General features: G+C 48.9%; 16 protein-coding genes. 8 read left to right on the top strand and 8 right to left on the bottom strand.

Going from position 1 to position 17556, the window contains the following annotated elements; translation table 11 throughout:
- Positions 1-91: 91 nt before the first annotated feature.
- The 6 genes from MJX74_RS13395 to MJX74_RS13370 all read left to right on the top strand — a co-directional run bounded on the left by MJX74_RS13395 (position 92) and on the right by MJX74_RS13370 (position 3356).
- Positions 92-556, top strand: coding sequence for a hypothetical protein (locus MJX74_RS13395; protein WP_240223324.1), 465 nt, complete (start codon positions 92-94; stop codon positions 554-556).
- A 106-nt stretch (positions 557-662) separates the two neighbouring features.
- Positions 663-1220 (top strand): type II secretion system protein GspG, encoded by a 558-nt coding sequence (locus tag MJX74_RS13390; RefSeq protein ID WP_240223323.1) that lies wholly within the window; start codon positions 663-665, stop codon positions 1218-1220.
- Between the two features lie 107 nt (positions 1221-1327).
- The gene (locus tag MJX74_RS13385; protein WP_240223322.1) at positions 1328-1936 is read left to right on the top strand and encodes a hypothetical protein; all 609 of its coding nucleotides are present in this window, start codon (positions 1328-1330) and stop codon (positions 1934-1936) included.
- Between the two features lie 124 nt (positions 1937-2060).
- A complete protein-coding gene (locus MJX74_RS13380; protein WP_240223321.1) occupies positions 2061-2405 on the top strand; it encodes a hypothetical protein in 345 nt (114 codons plus the stop codon).
- A gap of 54 nt (positions 2406-2459) precedes the next feature.
- Complete coding sequence (locus tag MJX74_RS13375) at positions 2460-2963, top strand: hypothetical protein (RefSeq protein WP_240223320.1); 504 nt, start codon at positions 2460-2462, stop codon at positions 2961-2963.
- Between the two features lie 126 nt (positions 2964-3089).
- On the top strand, positions 3090-3356 hold the full coding sequence (locus MJX74_RS13370; protein ID WP_008900236.1) for a hypothetical protein: 267 nt from the start codon (positions 3090-3092) through the stop codon (positions 3354-3356).
- Between the two features lie 232 nt (positions 3357-3588).
- Here MJX74_RS13370 and MJX74_RS13365 read toward each other — a convergent pair whose 3' ends face one another.
- The 8 genes from MJX74_RS13365 to xseA all read right to left on the bottom strand — a co-directional run bounded on the left by MJX74_RS13365 (position 3589) and on the right by xseA (position 14202).
- Positions 3589-4416, bottom strand: a complete 828-nt coding sequence (locus tag MJX74_RS13365) for a MipA/OmpV family protein (protein WP_240223319.1) — start codon at positions 4414-4416, stop codon at positions 3589-3591.
- 290 nt (positions 4417-4706) lie between these two features.
- A complete protein-coding gene (locus tag MJX74_RS13360; RefSeq protein ID WP_240223318.1) occupies positions 4707-7196 on the bottom strand; it encodes a serine hydrolase in 2490 nt (829 codons plus the stop codon).
- A gap of 97 nt (positions 7197-7293) precedes the next feature.
- Positions 7294-8598 (bottom strand): ATP-binding protein, encoded by a 1305-nt coding sequence (locus MJX74_RS13355; protein ID WP_240223317.1) that lies wholly within the window; start codon positions 8596-8598, stop codon positions 7294-7296.
- Complete coding sequence (locus MJX74_RS13350; protein ID WP_240223316.1) at positions 8595-9317, bottom strand: response regulator; 723 nt, start codon at positions 9315-9317, stop codon at positions 8595-8597. The genes MJX74_RS13355 and MJX74_RS13350 overlap by 4 nt, the downstream gene beginning before the upstream one ends.
- Before the next feature lie 94 nt (positions 9318-9411).
- Positions 9412-11406, bottom strand: coding sequence for a TonB-dependent receptor plug domain-containing protein (locus MJX74_RS13345; protein WP_240223315.1), 1995 nt, complete (start codon positions 11404-11406; stop codon positions 9412-9414).
- 159 nt (positions 11407-11565) lie between these two features.
- A complete protein-coding gene (locus tag MJX74_RS13340; RefSeq protein WP_240223314.1) occupies positions 11566-11946 on the bottom strand; it encodes a DUF3019 domain-containing protein in 381 nt (126 codons plus the stop codon).
- Positions 11936-12781, bottom strand: coding sequence for a MipA/OmpV family protein (locus MJX74_RS13335; RefSeq protein WP_240223313.1), 846 nt, complete (start codon positions 12779-12781; stop codon positions 11936-11938). Before MJX74_RS13335 ends, MJX74_RS13340 begins: the two co-directional genes overlap by 11 nt.
- Positions 12782-12864: 83 nt before the next feature.
- Positions 12865-14202 carry an exodeoxyribonuclease VII large subunit gene (gene xseA / locus MJX74_RS13330; protein ID WP_240223312.1) on the bottom strand — a complete coding sequence of 446 codons (1338 nt, stop codon included), beginning with the start codon at positions 14200-14202 and terminating at the stop codon, positions 12865-12867.
- Positions 14203-14342: 140 nt separating this feature from the next.
- On the opposite strand from xseA, the gene guaB reads away from it, so the two are divergent.
- Positions 14343-15812 carry an IMP dehydrogenase gene (guaB, locus tag MJX74_RS13325; protein ID WP_068228410.1) on the top strand — a complete coding sequence of 490 codons (1470 nt, stop codon included), beginning with the start codon at positions 14343-14345 and terminating at the stop codon, positions 15810-15812.
- 58 nt (positions 15813-15870) lie between these two features.
- The gene (gene guaA, locus MJX74_RS13320; RefSeq protein WP_240223311.1) at positions 15871-17448 is read left to right on the top strand and encodes a glutamine-hydrolyzing GMP synthase; all 1578 of its coding nucleotides are present in this window, start codon (positions 15871-15873) and stop codon (positions 17446-17448) included.
- Positions 17449-17556: the final 108 nt, after the last annotated feature.

Below are 17556 nucleotides of genomic sequence, written 5' to 3'. Positions count from 1 at the left end.
GCTAACAAATAATAAACAGAAAGGCCGGAGTAGAAACACTGTGCGTTCAACAGGTTTTTCTACAGGCTCGTTATGTTGAACAGGAGAGTTTATGAGATCTATAGCCTTCTTTTTGATTTTTATGTTCCTCCCTGTAAAAGCACATGTTGATTTTGGGGAACAAGTTTCATTCTACAAATTAATAAATAGCCCTGAGGCTTTTAACGATAAAAAAATATTTATTTCAGGTGTAGTCGCTGCGGTTGAGTATCATTCTGGTGGTGGGCCACTGTTAAGAAAAATATTTTTGTTTCCAAATAGTGATTCTGCATCTCATTTTGTCTTGCGTGAAGCAGTTGAAATTGAATATGCCAACGAAGATTTGTTTAATTACGTTCAAAAAAGCTTAAATATGCATATGATTGAGGTTGTCGGTGACTACACCTTTAATAAATCCGATCGTAATTTAGGATCAATTAATAATTTTAGTAGATTTTCACTGATGGGTAAGAATAGATTTAAGCAAGATAAAGTAGGCGATGAGTCTCAACCTACAAAACAAGACAAACTGTGGTAGTGCTAACATAACAATCCGCGTCATTCGGGGCCTGCGGCCCCTGCGACGCTCACACGTTCGCGCGCATGCGCGGGGCGTTATAAACCAAAAGAAATATCGGTGTAATATGGAAAATAAACAAGAAAATGCAAAGGAAGCTGGATGTCTGGGCTACGTGATTGGTGGGATGTCATTCATTCCACTAATTGGAGTTCTATTCGGCACAATAGCCATTATTTGGGGCTTTGCTATAAAGCATACAAAGCTAAAAATAGTTGGTGCGTGCGGTATCGCATTCACTGTACTCCTTTATAGTGCACTGGGATATTTTGGCTTTGTACAAGAAGGAGGTGTTTATGATGAGTTACGTGGTGAGCTAACTAAAACTCAGCTAACTAGCGCTGTACAAGCCATTGAGTTTTACAAAGTACAAAACGGGCATTACCCAGAATCATTAGAAGTACTGCAAAAATCTCTACCAGAGAACTCTATGGTTTTCCTGCATGATGCGACTCAAGTAAACACAGATGGCAAACTTTACTATTACAAGTTAATTGATGAAAGCTCGTACCATATTCGTTCTTATGGCCGCGATGGTTTAATTAACACAGCAGATGATATTTTGCCTTCACCGATAAAGAATGTCGGCTTGGTTGCTGATTATCAAGTTTCAAATGGTTTATAACAAGTTGCTTAATTTCGTTCCGGCCACAAAAAGCGTGGCCTCCACTGGACTGCCCACGCTGCGCTTCGGCAGCCAATTAGCAAAGCGTTAAGTTTCAAGGAGGAAATTTGAACATTTGCTTTTCTGTTTCAGAGATAAATTGGTCTCTTACAAAAGATATTATCAGCATACTAGGAACAATTGCCGCAGTAGGAATTGGGATTTATGGCCTTTCTACTTGGAAAAAGCAGCTTCGAGGTACAAGCGAGTACGAGCTTGCAAAGAAAGTTCTTGTTAAGTCTCATCAGGTAGCTCAAGCAATTCAAGCTGTGCGCAGCCCAATGCTTTTTCTGAATAAAGAAGAAGTTGAAGCAGGTAATAGTTTAAAAGAAGAGCAAAGAATTTATGATGAGAGACTAAATCACCTCTTCTCAGAATGGTCTGAACTTGCAACTCTTAGATTAGAAACGAAGATTATTTGGGCGTCTGGAGCAGATCAAGCATTTGACGACTTAGAAAAAACTGTTAAAAAAATCAGGTCTGAAATTTGGCTTCATTTTTGGTTAAAAGGAGCTTACAGGAGTCCTGGCGCAACTGTCGATGATAATCCCGATAGAGTTGCCGCTAACGATGAAATTGTGTATTTAATTTCTGATGAAGATGATTTTAGTCAACAAATCTATGCAGCCGTGAAAAAAGTTGAACAGTATTTTCAAAACAAGGTTCGTTCGGAATGAAACTTAACAATCTGCTGTAGTCGCTCGCAGGCTCGCTGGGACGCAAACACATGGGCTGCGTCGCTTCGCTCCTAAATTTTAGCCCATGTGTTTCCGCCCCTAAGCAGGGCGTTAGGCTATTTACATGAATTGGATTCAGTCTGGAATTGACGGATTACTTAAAGCAACGAGCTCGAATGATAGTGGTAAGGCTGATGCACTTGATCATTGTATATGGACAGTTCTTAGCTCTTCCGCAGATGATCTAGAATCCTACGTTGCAAACCTTTGGTCTGAAACTATGGATGAGCTCCCAATCTCAATTCAGTGTTTAATAGCGAAACAATATGCACTGGAGAAATTAGCTCATGCTGAGTCAAATGAGTTTGTTGAAAAGGCCTGTAGTTTCTTGGCTGCGCATGGCGAACCAGGTATCGACAAAGCATTATCTGGGACTATTGAAAAGTTACTTTTTATCAATAGAGCCTAACAATCCGCGTCATTCGGGGCCTGCGGCCCCTGCGACGCTCACAAGTTCGCGCGCATGCGCGGGGCGTTATGTGCTTCAGAAGTTGAGATTATGCATTTAAAGTTTTTGAGTATTACAATCTTTTTGATTATGTTGTCGGCGTGTGCTGAACGGCGAATTGACATCATTGATCGAAATGGAAAAATAGTTGGTGGTTGTATTGCTGGGTTTGATTGGCATCTTCATGGATTACAAGACTCAATTGATTATATGCTTTATCAATGCGCTAAAGAGTCGATAGCGGCGGGGTACTCTATAACCGATAACTTACTACTCGAAAAGGATTTTTCTCTACCCGATCCTCCAGCGGGTAAATCGTGGAACAGGAAATTAGCAATAGAGAGCTATAAAAAAGGGGACATTACAGAAAGGAAATTAGGGTATGTTCTTGCTGAGATTGAATACAGTTACCAAAAAATAATAATGGCAGCTGAAGATGACCTGTCTGAGGGTAAAATAGATAAGGTCGAATTCAATCAGATAACCAGAAAAGCTAGATTTGAGTGGCTTGGTGAGTAAAGCACATAACAAACAACTGTTGTCGCTCACTGCGTTCGCTGGGACAGTAACATGCAGGCTTCTGTCGCTTCGCTCCAAGTTAAGCCTGCATGTTACTGCCCCAAAGTTGGGCGTTAGGTTTTATCGATGAATGCGAAAAGTGTTGCTGATGTAGAAGGGCTGTGGGTAGAACCAGAATTAAACTCTGGGTTAATACAGCGCTGCAGAGATAATTGGTCAAAGCCAGTGTCTCAAGTTACAAATCATGTTCTTGCAACATTTATCCGCCAAAAACTTGCGCTAGCCATTGTAGTTCCAGAGGCAGAAAATCGCCTTAAACGTGGTTACGTAGATGATACAGAGCTATACGATAAAGAGCTGGAAGTAGCAATAAATGAACTGCCAAAAACCTAACAAGGCTGTTAATTTCGTTCGCTCACTGGGACACCTTACACGCCGCTTCGCTCTGTTCCAGCTGCCTATTACCGCGGTGTTATGTTTAAAAGGAAACTACGATGAACTATTGGCGCATGCAACTGCATAGTGCGTTAATCGGGTAAGGATATACGAAGGAGAATCAAAGGTAATCAAAAGTGTCAGTGTCATTGATTTTTGACCCCTTAGGTCCGTGCAAGCCTTGGTTTGGCTAGAATATATAAATAAACCCGATGCCGATTTCGGCTTCGTAGTTGCTGCGGGCGATGGGGCTATTGCGCACGTCGCTGCTGAAATGCTCATAAAGAGCCTCGCCGAAAATCTGCCAGTTCTTGTTGATATTATGCCGGTAGTTGTAATCAACCCCGATGGAACGCAAGCCACCACTCAAGTTGGTTTCAGCCAAACCGGATGCCGCCGACTGCTGTGCGGTGATGCCGAAACCTGTATTGGCATATTTGCTATCGTGAAACACCGCCACGATATTAATTTCCGAACCGGAACCGTCGGTTTTATCGCCAAAGCGGCGGCCGACACCAAACAGGCCAAGGTTGCCGTTATCTCCGGTTACCAGCCGGCTTACCAACCAATAACGCCAGTCGTTGCTAAACGCCCGCCGTGCCTGCAGTACTACTTCAAAGCCCTCTTCGGTATCACCAAGTCCGTCCAGACGACCATCATCAGAGTCACTTTCTTCGCGGCCCTCATCAAAGCCTATTAAGGCTTCCAGTAACCAGGTGTCAGCACGCAGGCCTCGCCAGCCCAGTGCTTCGCCGGCAAAATAGAAAATATCATCACCGCGGCGCCACTGCACAGCGCCCGCTGGCTGTATTTCAACACCAAATTCGTCCGATCCTTCGTAGGCAGTTTCATACTCAATACCCAAGCCCAGCCCAAAAGCCCAGCCATCTTCACCTCTGGTGAAGTCGTCTACCGAGGGCAAAGGTACCAGCGCCGTTTTGCCGTCTTGCGCCAATGCTGTTTGAAAGAAAAAACCATGTATGAAAATGATTAGCAGTAGACCGGTAAAGTTTTTCATGTAAAACCTCCTGTATAAGTTCGCAGAACGGCACCCGGGTGTAGGGTTGATTGCTAGATATACGTGTAATTTTGTTGAGAGATCTCAGATTGGCGCTTTTTATTTGAATTTTCGATTTGCACTGATTTTTCAAATTATTAGGGGCAGATAAAAATTAACATCTATTTTTAGCCGAACCTTGCCAAGCTTGGTGGGCGAACTGATCAAAAGCGAAGTGAAATACTTTATTTATATAGCAAAAGAGTAAAACAGCAACAGGCCCAGCCTCTTCTGAGACTGAGCCTGATAGTTTAATTGGTGGCCCAGATCGCATGCCAGGCGGTTACTTGCAGGCGTTCGATAAAGTCATTGAGCTCTTCATTGTCGTTGTCGTCAGCATTCATCAATACGATCAGCGCATTACGGCTTGCTCTGTCCAGTAGCAATAAGGTTGTTACGCCAGGGTCTGCGCCGTCATGCGAGGCGTAAGAATGATCCAAACCCCAAAAATAGCCGATACCCTGGCCTAAATGCTGCTGATGCAACGGGCTGAACATGATGTCTTGTACCTTAGCTGTAATAAGCGGGTGATTATCAGCTAACAGCGCCATGGCAAATTTGGCCAGATCATTTGCAGAGGCCGTTAAAAAGCCATCTGGCCAGCTGTTGGCACCATAGTCAGGATAAGCAATAAACTCACCGTCAGTTTTGGCATAGCGTGTTGCTGTGTTGGCAATGCTGTTGCCTGTTATATCCCAGCGGGTTTGCTTAAGCTGCAATGGCGCTGCCAATTTCTCTTCAAAAAGCGCTGTGTAGGGTTTATCGGCTGTAGCCGACATCAGTAAGGCTGCCGTTGCCGCACCAACGTTAGAGTAGGCAAAATTATTGCCCGGTTGTATGTTGTCGTCCTGCTGATAATTACCCTGGGTATAACGATTACCAGATTGCTGCAGGTAGTTTGGCAGAAATACCCCCAGTGCCTGATAGGCCGGTTCCGGGCATGCCGTAGTAGTAAAAAGCGCATTGTATAAACTACTGCCGTCATCACTTTGAAAATAGCCACAGTTAAAGTGTTCGCTGTCTAGAATGCCACTGGTGTGCGACAGCAAGTGTTTGAACAAAATTGGCTGAGAAAAATGTGCCGGCGGCGTCAATTCAAAACCAATATTGCCGGACACGGGTAAATCCGGGCTAATTTGTCCGTCAGCTGCCATTATCGCCGCCAGTGTGCCATTAAATACTTTGCTGACCGATGCCAGAAAAAATGCGGTGTCTGAAGTCGCTGGCTGATTTTCGCTGGCCTTGCCGAAGCCCTGGCTATAAACCGGTTCGCCATTTTTCAGCGCGGCCAGCGCAATACCGGGCAGCGTTTTTTGCTGCAGTGCTTCTGCTATCAGCGCTTCTACATCGTTAAAGCTAAACGGCATGGCAAAAGATTTATTCACTAACGAAAGCGCTGTGTCGTAAGCCTGAACCCTGGATAAGGCATTATCTTGCAACGAGAATACCGCCGTTTCAATATCAGCCGGTATGCCGGTTACTTCGTAGCTGTTGCCCTGCATATCCAGATAATGCTCATTAGATAAGGTTAACAGCCAACCGTTTGGCAGGGCGATTTGCAGCATATCTGAAAGGGCACCATTGCTGGCTTCACCGAGGAGGGTTACCTGCGGTATGCTTTTCATCATAATGCTGAAGGTTTCTGCCGCAGACACACTCTGTTGGCTGTTAATCAGCAATACCGGTTTAGTATAGGTTGTTGCTGCGGGGGAAAGCTTCAGGCTGACTAAACCGGTGGTGGCTAAACGGTTTTTTGCCTGTTTTTGTAATACTGCCTGTGGCTGGGTCAAAAAGTAGCGTACTAATTCGCTGCCAATATCGTCATAACCACCTTCATTAAAGCGATTGTCGATAATAATAGCGTCTGTGCCGGCAAGATCTGCCATCATGGCCGCAAAAGCGGCTGTTGCCAGGTTAAAATCTCCGGCGACATCACGCTCATCGGCAGCATAACCTCCCAGAGCGCCCAGCATAATATAACCAACGTTATTGTCGCTTTTGGCCCACCATAAAGGTTGCTCTGCGTCGGCTTGTGTTAACGCTTTGCCAGCGTAAAGCTGCATCAGTTGCAGCGCTCTGGTGCGCATATCGGATAGCAGCTGCTCCGTTGAGAGCTCTGCCGCCGCAGCGTAATCAGCAATAGCATTGGCAGGAGCCGCACTATAATCAACTTGTTCGCCATTGATTTCAGCCGACAGCGTAGTATGGCTATCATTAAAACCAGCGAGCATCTGCGCAAAAATTGTAAACAATACCTCGTCAGTTAACTGCTCGCTGATCAAGGGAGCATACTGCTGATATCGTTGTTGCCAGTCGATTTGGCGCTCAGGCAGAAACGCATAAAGATCGTTGATTGTGTGCCAGAACAGCTCAAAGTTCTGTATGGGGCTCTGTGTTGGCGCGACAGGATTACGACATTTATCCGGTAAGCGGTTTAAACGTTTAAGCTGTACCGGAAAGGCCTGCGCCCCCGGCATAGTAAAGCTAAGACGGTTGCCTTTGTCAGAGACGTTTGGCGCTGACATGTTCAGATCAGCCAGAGCGCCTTGCTCACCACGCCAGCAGAATTTGTCCAGTGCATAGTAAGTTTCATAAGTGTTGTGGCTAAACACTATAATGTTGCCATAACCTGCTTGCTCATAAATGCCGGCAAGTTCGGCTGGTTTTGCTTTATCATCGCTGCCGCATGCCGTTAGTAATAATACCGTGCTAAGCAGTGCTTGTTTCATTCTTGTCTTCATAACAGTTTTCTCTGGGCTGGTAATAACTGCTTGTCACTTTATAAGTAAGCTGCAGCCCGAGCTGTAGGAAGCTTGTGTGGCTTTTGTACAAATTGTGTCAGCTGCAAGAGTTTAAATACAGGCTGAATCTGGCGCCTGCTAAGATCGGATCACGGTCAACCACTATCTTGCCATTATGCCATTTGATTATTTCTGCGCTGATAGCCAACCCCAGGCCAAAATGGGGGGGGCTATCTTGCGCTGTGCTGCTCTGTGAGGCGTTGTCCAGTTTAACGAAGGGGAGCAAGACGTTTTTTGCATCTTCTGCCGCAATACCCGGGCCGTCATCACTGATGCTAATCAGCAGCTGTGATTGTTTGGCTGACAGGGTGAGCTGCAACTGGCTGATGGCAAAGCGGCAGGCGTTGCCAACAATGTTATTTAGCGCCCTTTCCAGCCAATGCGGGTTAATCCGGCTGTATAACGCTGGCTCTGTCATCAGTAATGACAAACGCAGTTGATGCTGTAGCACTAGCGGCTCGATACTATGAGCATATTCGGTTAGCCAGTGCTGCATAGTATGCCGGCTAAACTCCAGATTACGTGCCGTACGCGACAAGCTGGCAAACTCCAGAAAGGAATTCACCATGGCCTCCATCCTGTCTACATCCTGCTCCATCCGCAGTAACAGTTGCTGTTTTTTCTCCGGGCTTGTTGCTTCTTGTGCTGCCTCCAGACCAAACCGTAAACAGGCAATGGGCGTACGCAAATCATGCGACAGGCTTTTTGCCAGCAGGCGGTTTTCATGCAGCAATTGGCTGATTTGCTCTGCCATCTGGTTAAAGCTGTGTTCCAGCCGGGGAATATAACTAAACCGGGAATATGGCTGGCGAATATGCAACTCGCCTTTACCAAAACGCTCAGCCAGTCGGGTTAATAAATTAAGCCGCTTCACCAGAGGCCATAACCACAGCAACAGTAACACTGCAAAACCGGCATAAAGCGCCAGTGTCAGCCATAAACTAAGCGGATGCTGTTGCTGCTCCGGCGGTAATGCCAGTTTAAGTAACCATTGTGGATGAGCGGGTAGCTGTTTGACCAGGTAGTCCTGCTCATTGCTGGCCAGGGCTAAACCGCCCGGGGCAGTCAGTTGCTGCGCCAGCTCTGCCGGCAGTGCCAGCGCATGATACGGCTCCAGCTGTAAATTCAGGCCAAGTGCTGCAGCTTGTTGCCGGTAATGGGTTGACAGCTGAGTTTCTGCCAGCGGCTGGCTCTGGCTGACCATATAGTCCAGCAGATGGGCTGAAATAGTATCGGCACTGGACGGGGGCGGGTCAGCATCTATAACCCTGTCAATCAGATAACCCAGCAGAAACAGCGACAGTAAGCTGGTTAGTAATAAACCACTAAACAGGCGGGTCATGCTTGCTGCCAGGCATCGGCAACAAACAAATAGCCTTTGCCCCAGATTGTTTTAATCCGTTGCGGCTGGCTACTGTTGTCATTTAGTTTACGGCGCAGTACCGAAATCAGCATATCTATACGGCGGTCAAGACCATCGTAGTCCCGGCCGGTCATTTGCAGAAAAACCTGTTGTCTGCTCAATACTGTGCCGGCATGGCTGGCCAGATACCAGAGCAACTTGAATTCGGTAGCCGATAACGGGATTTCTGTATCCGCCAGACAAACCCGGTGTGATGATAAATCCAGCAATAACTGATCAAACTGCAGTAGGGGCTGCTGTGGCTGCGGTTTCTGTTGCCGGCGCAGTATGCTGTTCAGCCTGGCAAGCAAGGCTCTTGGGCGAACGGGTTTAACCAGATAATCATTAGCACCACTTTCCAGCGCCAGCACTTCGTCCAGTTCTTCGCCTTGTGCCGTGAGTATTAAGATTGGAATATCCGACTGCTGGCGGATCAACTTGCAGACTTCAAGCCCGTTTTTGCCCGGCAGCATCAGATCCAGCAGGATCAGATCGGCGGCGGCTTGCTGCCATTGCGTCGCAGCCTGATCGCCACGGCTGAAATGTTCTACTCTGAAGCCTCTGGAGCAGAGAAAATCGCTAATCCAGGCTGCCAGTGCCAAATCATCTTCAACCAGTAATACGGTAGCGGTTTGTGCAAGAAGGGTATCAGCAGACATACCGGATCCTAAGCTACAGGGGTTAAGTTAGTGCGGGCTACTATAACGCAGCCCGGTATAGAATAGTGTCGGGAAAGTGTAACAATATCTTGGATCAGAACCACAGCTTCATGCCGACGTAAGGAAACAGGTCCATATCTTCGTCTTTGTTGATGTTGTAGCTTTGCTGCTCGGGCTGATTCAGCAAATAATAGCCAGTAACATTTTCGCGGTTATAAAGGTTTCTGACCGCAATGGTATATTCTGCCTGGCGCGAAAACAGCGTGCTTTGTTTACGCAATTCAACATCCAGGCGGTGATAAAATGGCAGCCGTTTGCTGTTCAGCTCACCGTATACCGGTAGCAGGTAATCCGGGTGATAAGGATTCGGTTTGGCACCGGTAATCGGGGAGTAAAGATTACCCGAACGCCCGGTAAATACCGCCCCCAGCGTCCAGTCGTTGCTCAGTTTATAATTCAGCACGCCATGAATGACCAGCGGTGTATCCAGACGGTACGGGGTATTTTCCTTTGTAACCGGATCCTGGCGTTCGGATTGCGAAAAACTCATTGCCAGCCAGCCTGACCAGTTGCCGGGTAATTCTTTTTCCAGCATCAGCTCCACGCCACGGCTGTGTCCTGTAACGTCACTAACGTAATGCAGTTGTTCTGGGTCTTCTGCAGGGTTAAGAGCTCTTGGTAAGCGCTGCATGTTCTTGTAATAGAAATCCAGTAATAGCCGCCAGCTATCAAACTGATAGCGCAAACCGGCGGTGTAATGGTCAGAACGGGGCGATTGCAAATTGCGGTTACCAATTTTCGGCAGGGATTTTTCAATATCGGCTAATTGCTGATGGCGCCCGGCACTGGCAACCAGTTCCAGTTTATTGGTAACAAACCAGCTGATATGGGTTCGCGGTGCAAACAGGCTGTCGTCAGTGTAATCCTGATGGTCGTAACGGCTGCCGAACTGCCATAACAGATCCGGCGTTAGCTGCCAGTCTGCACTGATATACAGCGTTTGGTACTGCATGCTAAGCCTGTCATCGTCCTGCTCCCGCTCACCACGGTTGGCTTCGCAGTCTGGTTGGTGATCAGTGCAGTAGTACAGAATCATATCGTAGCGGTAATCGGCGTTCAGCCTGCCTGCTTCGGCACCGGTTTGCAGCAGCACAGTGCTGCTCAGCGGTTGTTGCCAGCGGATCTGCAGTTCAGTATTGTTCTGGTTTAGCTGATAGAACTGGTTGTCACCGAAGCCACCCTGTTCACGCTGATTAAGCTGTAACAGTGAGATAGCGAGCAACTGCTGCTGTTGGCCAAAGTATTCATAGCGTAGCTGCTGGCTGTGCCAGTTGCTGTTAAGGTAAGCATCGCCAATAAAATCCGGATCAATGCGGCCTGCTTCCGACGCTTCTGACAGGTTAATCCCGGCTTTTTCACCGACCCCCAGTGCAGTCAGCGTCAGTTTATGCTGGTCTCCCGGCCGCCATTGGTAGCGAAGCTGGTAATCATTTAATACCGGCACCTTGGTAATGGTTTCACCATCTTCTAATTTTTCACCTTTTTCAGTGAAATATTGCAAGGTACTGTGCCGGTAAGCAGCATAGACGCTCTGGTTTTCACTCAACGAACCTTCAACCAGCGCTGAGGTGCGCAGCATGTTCAGGTCAATGACGCCAACCAAAGGTTGTGCTTTGGGATCGCGCAGTGCCACATCAAAAACTGCACCGGTGGCGTGGCCAAACGGCGCCGCAAAGGCGGCTGGATAGAGGGTGAAATCACGTAACAGCTCGCTGTTAAGGGCACTACCGTAAAGTTGGTTCAACAGCGGGCCGGTACGTTGGCCGTCCAGCATAAAATGGTTATCTCTTGGTGATGAGCCTCTTACTGCCGGGGCACTGTCTGTGGTGTCATAAACCACGCCCGGCAGAGTGTAAAGTGCCTGAATGGGATCCCCCATTAACCCGCCAATATTCAGCAGCTTTTGAGTCTGTTCGCTTACCTCTGTTTGCGGCATGTTACGACTTCCGCTAACGGTCAGCCGCTCCACCTCTTGCAGATGTTTTGGTGCAGAGTCAGCAGACTGGGCGCTGGCGATTGCAGAAAGCATTGCCAGATTGCTGAGCAGCAATGGTATTAATAGCGGTTTGAATCGCGGTTTAGCAGGCATCATACTTATATGTTATCCATTAAAATATAGGTGCTGCTATTGTCTGACTGGAAGGTATAAAGTGCTGTAGCGGGGTTGTCGGTAAAATGTCAGTAAGTGTCAGAAGCGCCGCCACAATCGCTTTTTATGCGCGCTTTGTACCCAGCTAACCTCAATTCTGGCGGTGGCCAGTACGTGCAGTTTTTGTTCGGAGTCCGTCATTTGCCATAAATTTAACTGGCGGCTTTGCACATCTTTGAAATGCCATTGCCACTGAGCTGAGGCTGTATTGTGCCAGCATTGCAGCTGTTGTTCATCCAGATACAGGCAGACGGTTGCGGGTTGCAGAATACTCCAGCTTGCCTGAATTTGAGCATGGCATTCCCGTCCTTGCTGTAGGGTAACGCAATTGCTGGGGGAAGCGCTAAGTACTACTTCAGCCTGAGCCGGTTGCCAGAAAAGGCCAGCCGCTAATAGCAATAAGCTGTATCTAAAAAACATAACGTACAAGCGCAAAAGAAACCACTTCCGGATTGTTCCGCGTCAAAGGGCTGTTGGTAAAGGTGTCTGAGTACAGGTTAATACCAGCGCCCAATTCGGTGACCCAATACTTGTTCAGCGGGTACACGCCGACCAGTCCGTTATGCCAGCGCCAGCCGCTGCCACTTTGATACTGTGGGCGCCCGGAGCGGACTTCTGCTGCTGTTACGCCATAGTAGTAATTGACCAGCTTGGCGCTGTACCAGCTCAGTTCGCTGTTAAAGTACAGATCCCAGTTATGCTGTTCAAAGCGGAAGCCATAAAACAGCCGGAGCATATCGCCATGGTGGGTGGTGATATCCTTATTAACCTGCAATGACAGCAGCTGATTGTCAGTCGTATAAAGCTGATATCGCAAGCCGGGCATAAAATCACTTTCGCGGTTATGTAACCCGTCCAGTTTGCTGCTGTTAATACCGTCGCCGCTGGCGACAGAGTGGCCGAACCCATCATGGTAACTGGCCATAATCACAGCCAGATTATGCCGCTCGCTATTGCTCAGACGATAACCCAGCGTGAAATCATCAAGCAGCCGGCCACTGCGTACGCCAAACAGCTGGCCACTGCGCAAGCTAGGTGTTTCAGCAAACCAGTTTTTATATTCAAAATCGAACAGTAATTGCAGCTGTGGTATGCCATTACGCGGGCTGTCCATTGTCGGCAGCAGGTTGCGGTTATGGCTGATACCAAGCCCGACACCGAACTGCCAGTTAAAAGCAGACTCTTCTTCTGCCAGGCTAATGCTGCTGATTGTCAGCAGCAAACCATACAGTAACAATAACCGCAGTTTCTTCATCAGGGAGACTCTGGCGCAGATAATATAAAAACTACAACCTTAACCTTTCTGCCAACGTATTACTGTATAAGAAATGTCAGAACTTAGCTGCGGCTTACCTCATTGACTATTGCACTGATGCTACCCTCTGCCAGTTTGGCGGTAATTTTATCGCCGGTTTTAAGCTGCGAGGCTGAGGTCACCACCTGCTGTTTTTCATCAAAGGTAATACTGTAGCCGCGCGCTAAGGTTGCCAGCGGGCTTACGGTATTAAGCTGGCTGCTTAACTGCGCCAGTTGTTGTTTGCTTTGCTTTAACTGCAACTGCTGGGCGTTGGTTAGCCGGCGCTCCAACTGATTAATGTGCTGGGTATGCGCCAATAAGGTTTTAGCCGGCGATAACTGGCGCAGGCTTTTATCCAGAAATTGCTGCTGTTGCTGCGCAGCTTGTACAGCCCGTTTGGCGCTGGCGCTTAAGCGCAGTTGCAACTCGTCGAGGCGTTGTTGCTGTTGCTGCAAACGGCGTTTCGGGTGCAAGGCTAACAGGCGCTGACTCAGGTTTAGCAGCTTAGGCGCGACCTGTTGCATGCGGCTGCGCTGGGCTTGCAGCAGGCGGTTTTTTAGCTGCAGTATGCGGTCTAACACATGCGACTGATCCGGCGAGACTAATTCAGCTGCCGCCGAAGGTGTTGCCGCGCGCATATCGGCAACAAAGTCGGTAAGGGCAAAGTCGATTTCATGGCCTACGGCGCTGACAATCGGAATAGGGCAGGCGGCTACTGCACGGCACAACTGCTCATCGTTAAAACACCATAAATCTTCTAACGAGCCACCGCCACGGCCGATAATTAATACATCCACTTCATTGCGCCGTATCGCGCTGCTAAGCATATTTCTAAGCTGCGCGGCGGCGGTTTCGCCCTGCACCTGTGAGGGATACACAATAACTTCAATACCCGGCGCGCGGCGGTTTAGCACGGTAACAATATCGCGCACGGCGGCGCCGGTGGGCGAGGTAATAACGCCAACACGCTGTACCTGGGTGGGCAGCGCTTTTTTCCGCGTCGGGTCAAATAAGCCTTCGGCCTGCAGTTGCGCTTTTAGCTGCTCAAATTGCTGCTTTAATAACCCGGCACCGGCGGTTTCAATAAATTCGGCTAACAGCTGATATTCGCCGCGTGGCTCGTAAACGCTGATGCGGGCGCGAATAAGCACCTGCTGGCCATTTTGCGGCCGGAAGCTGCTGTTGCGGTTGGCCATTTTAAACATGGCGCATTTTACCTGGGCGGCGCTGTCTTTTAGCGAAAAGTACCAGTGGCCACTGGCAGCAGCGACAAAGTTAGACACTTCGCCTTGCAGCCACAGAGTTTGAAACTGCAGCTCCAGCGTAAGGCGTACTTCACTGTTTAACCGGGAAACACTATAGATATCGGGGTTTTGCATAAAAAACGTACCAGCAGGTGGCCTGACAACGAAAGCGTTAGAGTAACATAAAACAAAAAAGCGTTTGTGATACGCGCGTAAAACCGTTAAAATTGCGCCGCAACATTCCCTATCTTTTCAGCCACAGCGAGATTGTTGCAATGCTCAGGATCAAACAAGAAGCCCTTACCTTTGACGACGTGTTATTGGTGCCGGCGCACTCCAGTGTTCTACCTCATACAGCCGATTTACGCACCCGACTGACTAAAAGCATCACGCTGAATATTCCTATGGTTTCTGCGTCTATGGACACAGTAACCGAAGCCCGCTTAGCCATAGCGCTGGCACAGGAAGGTGGCTTAGGTTTTATTCATAAAAACATGACCATCGAAGAGCAGGCCGCTAACGTTCGTAAAGTTAAAAAATACGAAAGCGGTGTGGTGTCAGACCCGGTAACGGTAACGCCGGATATGAGTATCCGCGAAGTGCAGGCGTTGGCCCAGCAGTGTGGCTTCTCCGGTTTTCCGGTGGTGGATGCTAGCAATAATCTGGTGGGCATGCTGACCAGCCGCGATATGAGCTTTGAAGCCAACAATAACGAAATCGTCTCCAGCCTGATGACGCCACGCGAGCGTTTAGTCACGGTACTGGAAACGGCACCGCGCGAAGAAGCCTTTAAAAAGATGCACCAGCACCGCATTGAAAAAGTGCTGGTAGTTGATAGCGAATTTAAATTAAAAGGTCTGATCACCGTACGTGATTACTACAAGGCCGCCAGTAAGCCTAACGCCTGTAAAGACGAATTAGGCCGTTTGCGCGTAGGCGCAGCGGTAGGCGTGGGCCCGGGCACCGACGAGCGCATTGCCGCGCTGGTAGAAGCCGGTGTTGATATTCTGCTGATAGACACCTCACACGGCCACTCGCAAGGCGTGATTGACCGCGTAAAACAAACCCGTGCCCAGTACCCGGATTTACAAATTGTCGCCGGTAACGTAGCGACTGCAGCTGGCGCTAAAGCGTTGGCAGAAGCCGGTGCTAACGCAGTAAAAGTGGGCATTGGCCCGGGCTCTATCTGTACTACCCGTATTGTTACCGGTTGTGGTGTACCGCAAATTACAGCGATCTCTGAAGCGGCGATGGGTGTGGCCGGCACGGATGTAACCATTATTGCCGATGGCGGTATTCGTTTTTCCGGTGATATTGCCAAAGCTTTAGTGGCTGGTGCCAACCTGGTAATGGTGGGTTCTATGTTTGCCGGTACCGAAGAAGCGCCGGGCGAAGTAGAGCTGTATCAGGGGCGTTATTATAAATCTTACCGTGGTATGGGTTCACTGGGCGCGATGGCGCAGCGTAACGGCTCGTCAGACCGTTATTTCCAGGGCAGCAACAACGCCGAGAAACTGGTACCGGAAGGCATTGAAGGCCGTGTAGCCTACAAAGGCCCGATGGAAAACATTATCCACCAGCAAATGGGTGGCCTGCGTAGCGCCATGGGCTTAACCGGTTGCCCAACCATTGACGAGCTGCGCACCAAGCCGGAGTTTGTCCGGGTTACTTCGGCCGGTATGGGCGAGTCGCATGTGCACGATGTGCAGATCACCAAAGAAGCACCCAACTACCGCTTAGGCTAAACTGTTTACTGTTTTATCGGCTGGCTAACCCCAGCCGCTTTACTTTTTAAAGGTCGCTATGAACAAAAACATTCATCACCACCGCATCTTAATTCTCGATTTTGGTTCGCAATATACCCAGCTGATTGCCCGCCGTGTGCGCGAAATTGGCGTGTATTGTGAGCTGTGGGCCTGGGACGTTACCGAAGCGCAAATTCGTGACTTTAACCCCACCGGTATTATTTTATCCGGCGGCCCGGAAAGCGTACATGAGCTGAACTCACCACGGGCGCCACACTATGTGTTTGAAGCCGGTGTACCGGTACTGGGCATTTGCTACGGCATGCAAACCATGGCCGAGCAACTGGGCGGCAAGGTGCAGGGCTCGGATATGCGCGAGTTTGGTTATGCTCAGGTAGAAGTGGTAGCCGCGAATGACCTGTTTGCCAAAATTGAAGACCATGTCGGCAGCAGCGGCAATGCGCTGTTAGATGTGTGGATGAGCCACGGCGACAAAGTAGTACAGGTACCGGACGGTTTTATTACCTGTGCCAGCACCACTACTTGCCCGCATGCCGGTATGGTAGATGAAGCCCGCCAGTTCTACGGCGTGCAGTTTCACCCGGAAGTTACCCACACCCGCCAGGGCCAGCGCATGCTGGAGCACTTCGTGGTGGATATCTGTGGTTGCGATAAACTGTGGACACCGGCAACGATTATTGAAGACGCCATTATCCGCTTAAAACAGCAGATTGGTGATGACCGCGTTATTCTGGGCTTGTCCGGCGGTGTCGACAGCTCAGTGGTGGCGATGTTGCTGCACCGTGCTATCGGTAAAAACCTGACCTGTGTGTTTGTTGATAACGGCTTGCTGCGCTTAAACGAAGGCAAGCAGGTAATGGATATGTTTGGTGACCATTTCGGCCTGAACATTATCAAGGTTGAAGCCGAACAGCGCTTCCTTGATGCCTTAGCCGGTGAAAACGAGCCGGAAGCCAAGCGCAAAATTATCGGCCGCGTGTTTGTTGAAGTGTTCGACGAGCAGGCGCAAAAGCTGGAAAACGCCAAGTGGCTGGCGCAGGGTACTATTTACCCGGACGTGATCGAGTCAGCCGGCTCGGCCACCGGTAAAGCGCACGTGATTAAGTCGCACCATAACGTCGGTGGCTTACCGGCACATATGAAGATGGGCCTGGTAGAGCCTCTGCGCGAGCTGTTTAAAGACGAAGTGCGCAAAGTAGGTTTAGAGCTGGGCCTGCCATACGACATGCTATACCGTCACCCGTTCCCGGGCCCGGGTTTAGGTGTGCGTGTACTGGGCGAGATCAAAAAAGAATACTGCGACATCCTGCGCCGCGCCGATGCGATCTTTATCGAAGAGCTGCACAAAGCCGAGCTGTACCATAAAGTAAGCCAGGCCTTTGCGGTATTCCTGCCGGTAAAATCGGTAGGCGTTATGGGTGATGCACGTAAGTACGATTGGGTAGTATCACTGCGTGCAGTTGAAACTATCGACTTTATGACCGCGCACTGGGCACACCTGCCTTATGAGCTGCTGGGTAAAGTATCTAACCGTATTATCAATGAGATCAACGGTATATCCCGCGTTGTTTATGACATCAGCGGCAAGCCGCCAGCGACGATTGAGTGGGAGTAATTTAGCGTTAGGTAACATCTTGCACTGAACAGCAACAAACACTCTAAAGCCCGCTTTCTAGCGGGCTTTTTGTTATCTAACGGTTAAGCTCGCTATCTAAAGAAACAT

Origin of the sequence: Rheinheimera hassiensis (assembly GCF_022436675.1) — a bacterium.
Lineage (GTDB): Bacteria > Pseudomonadota > Gammaproteobacteria > Enterobacterales > Alteromonadaceae > Alishewanella > Alishewanella hassiensis.
Note: the sequence above shows the minus strand (reverse complement) of the source record. Positions and strands in the feature narration are given on the sequence as shown.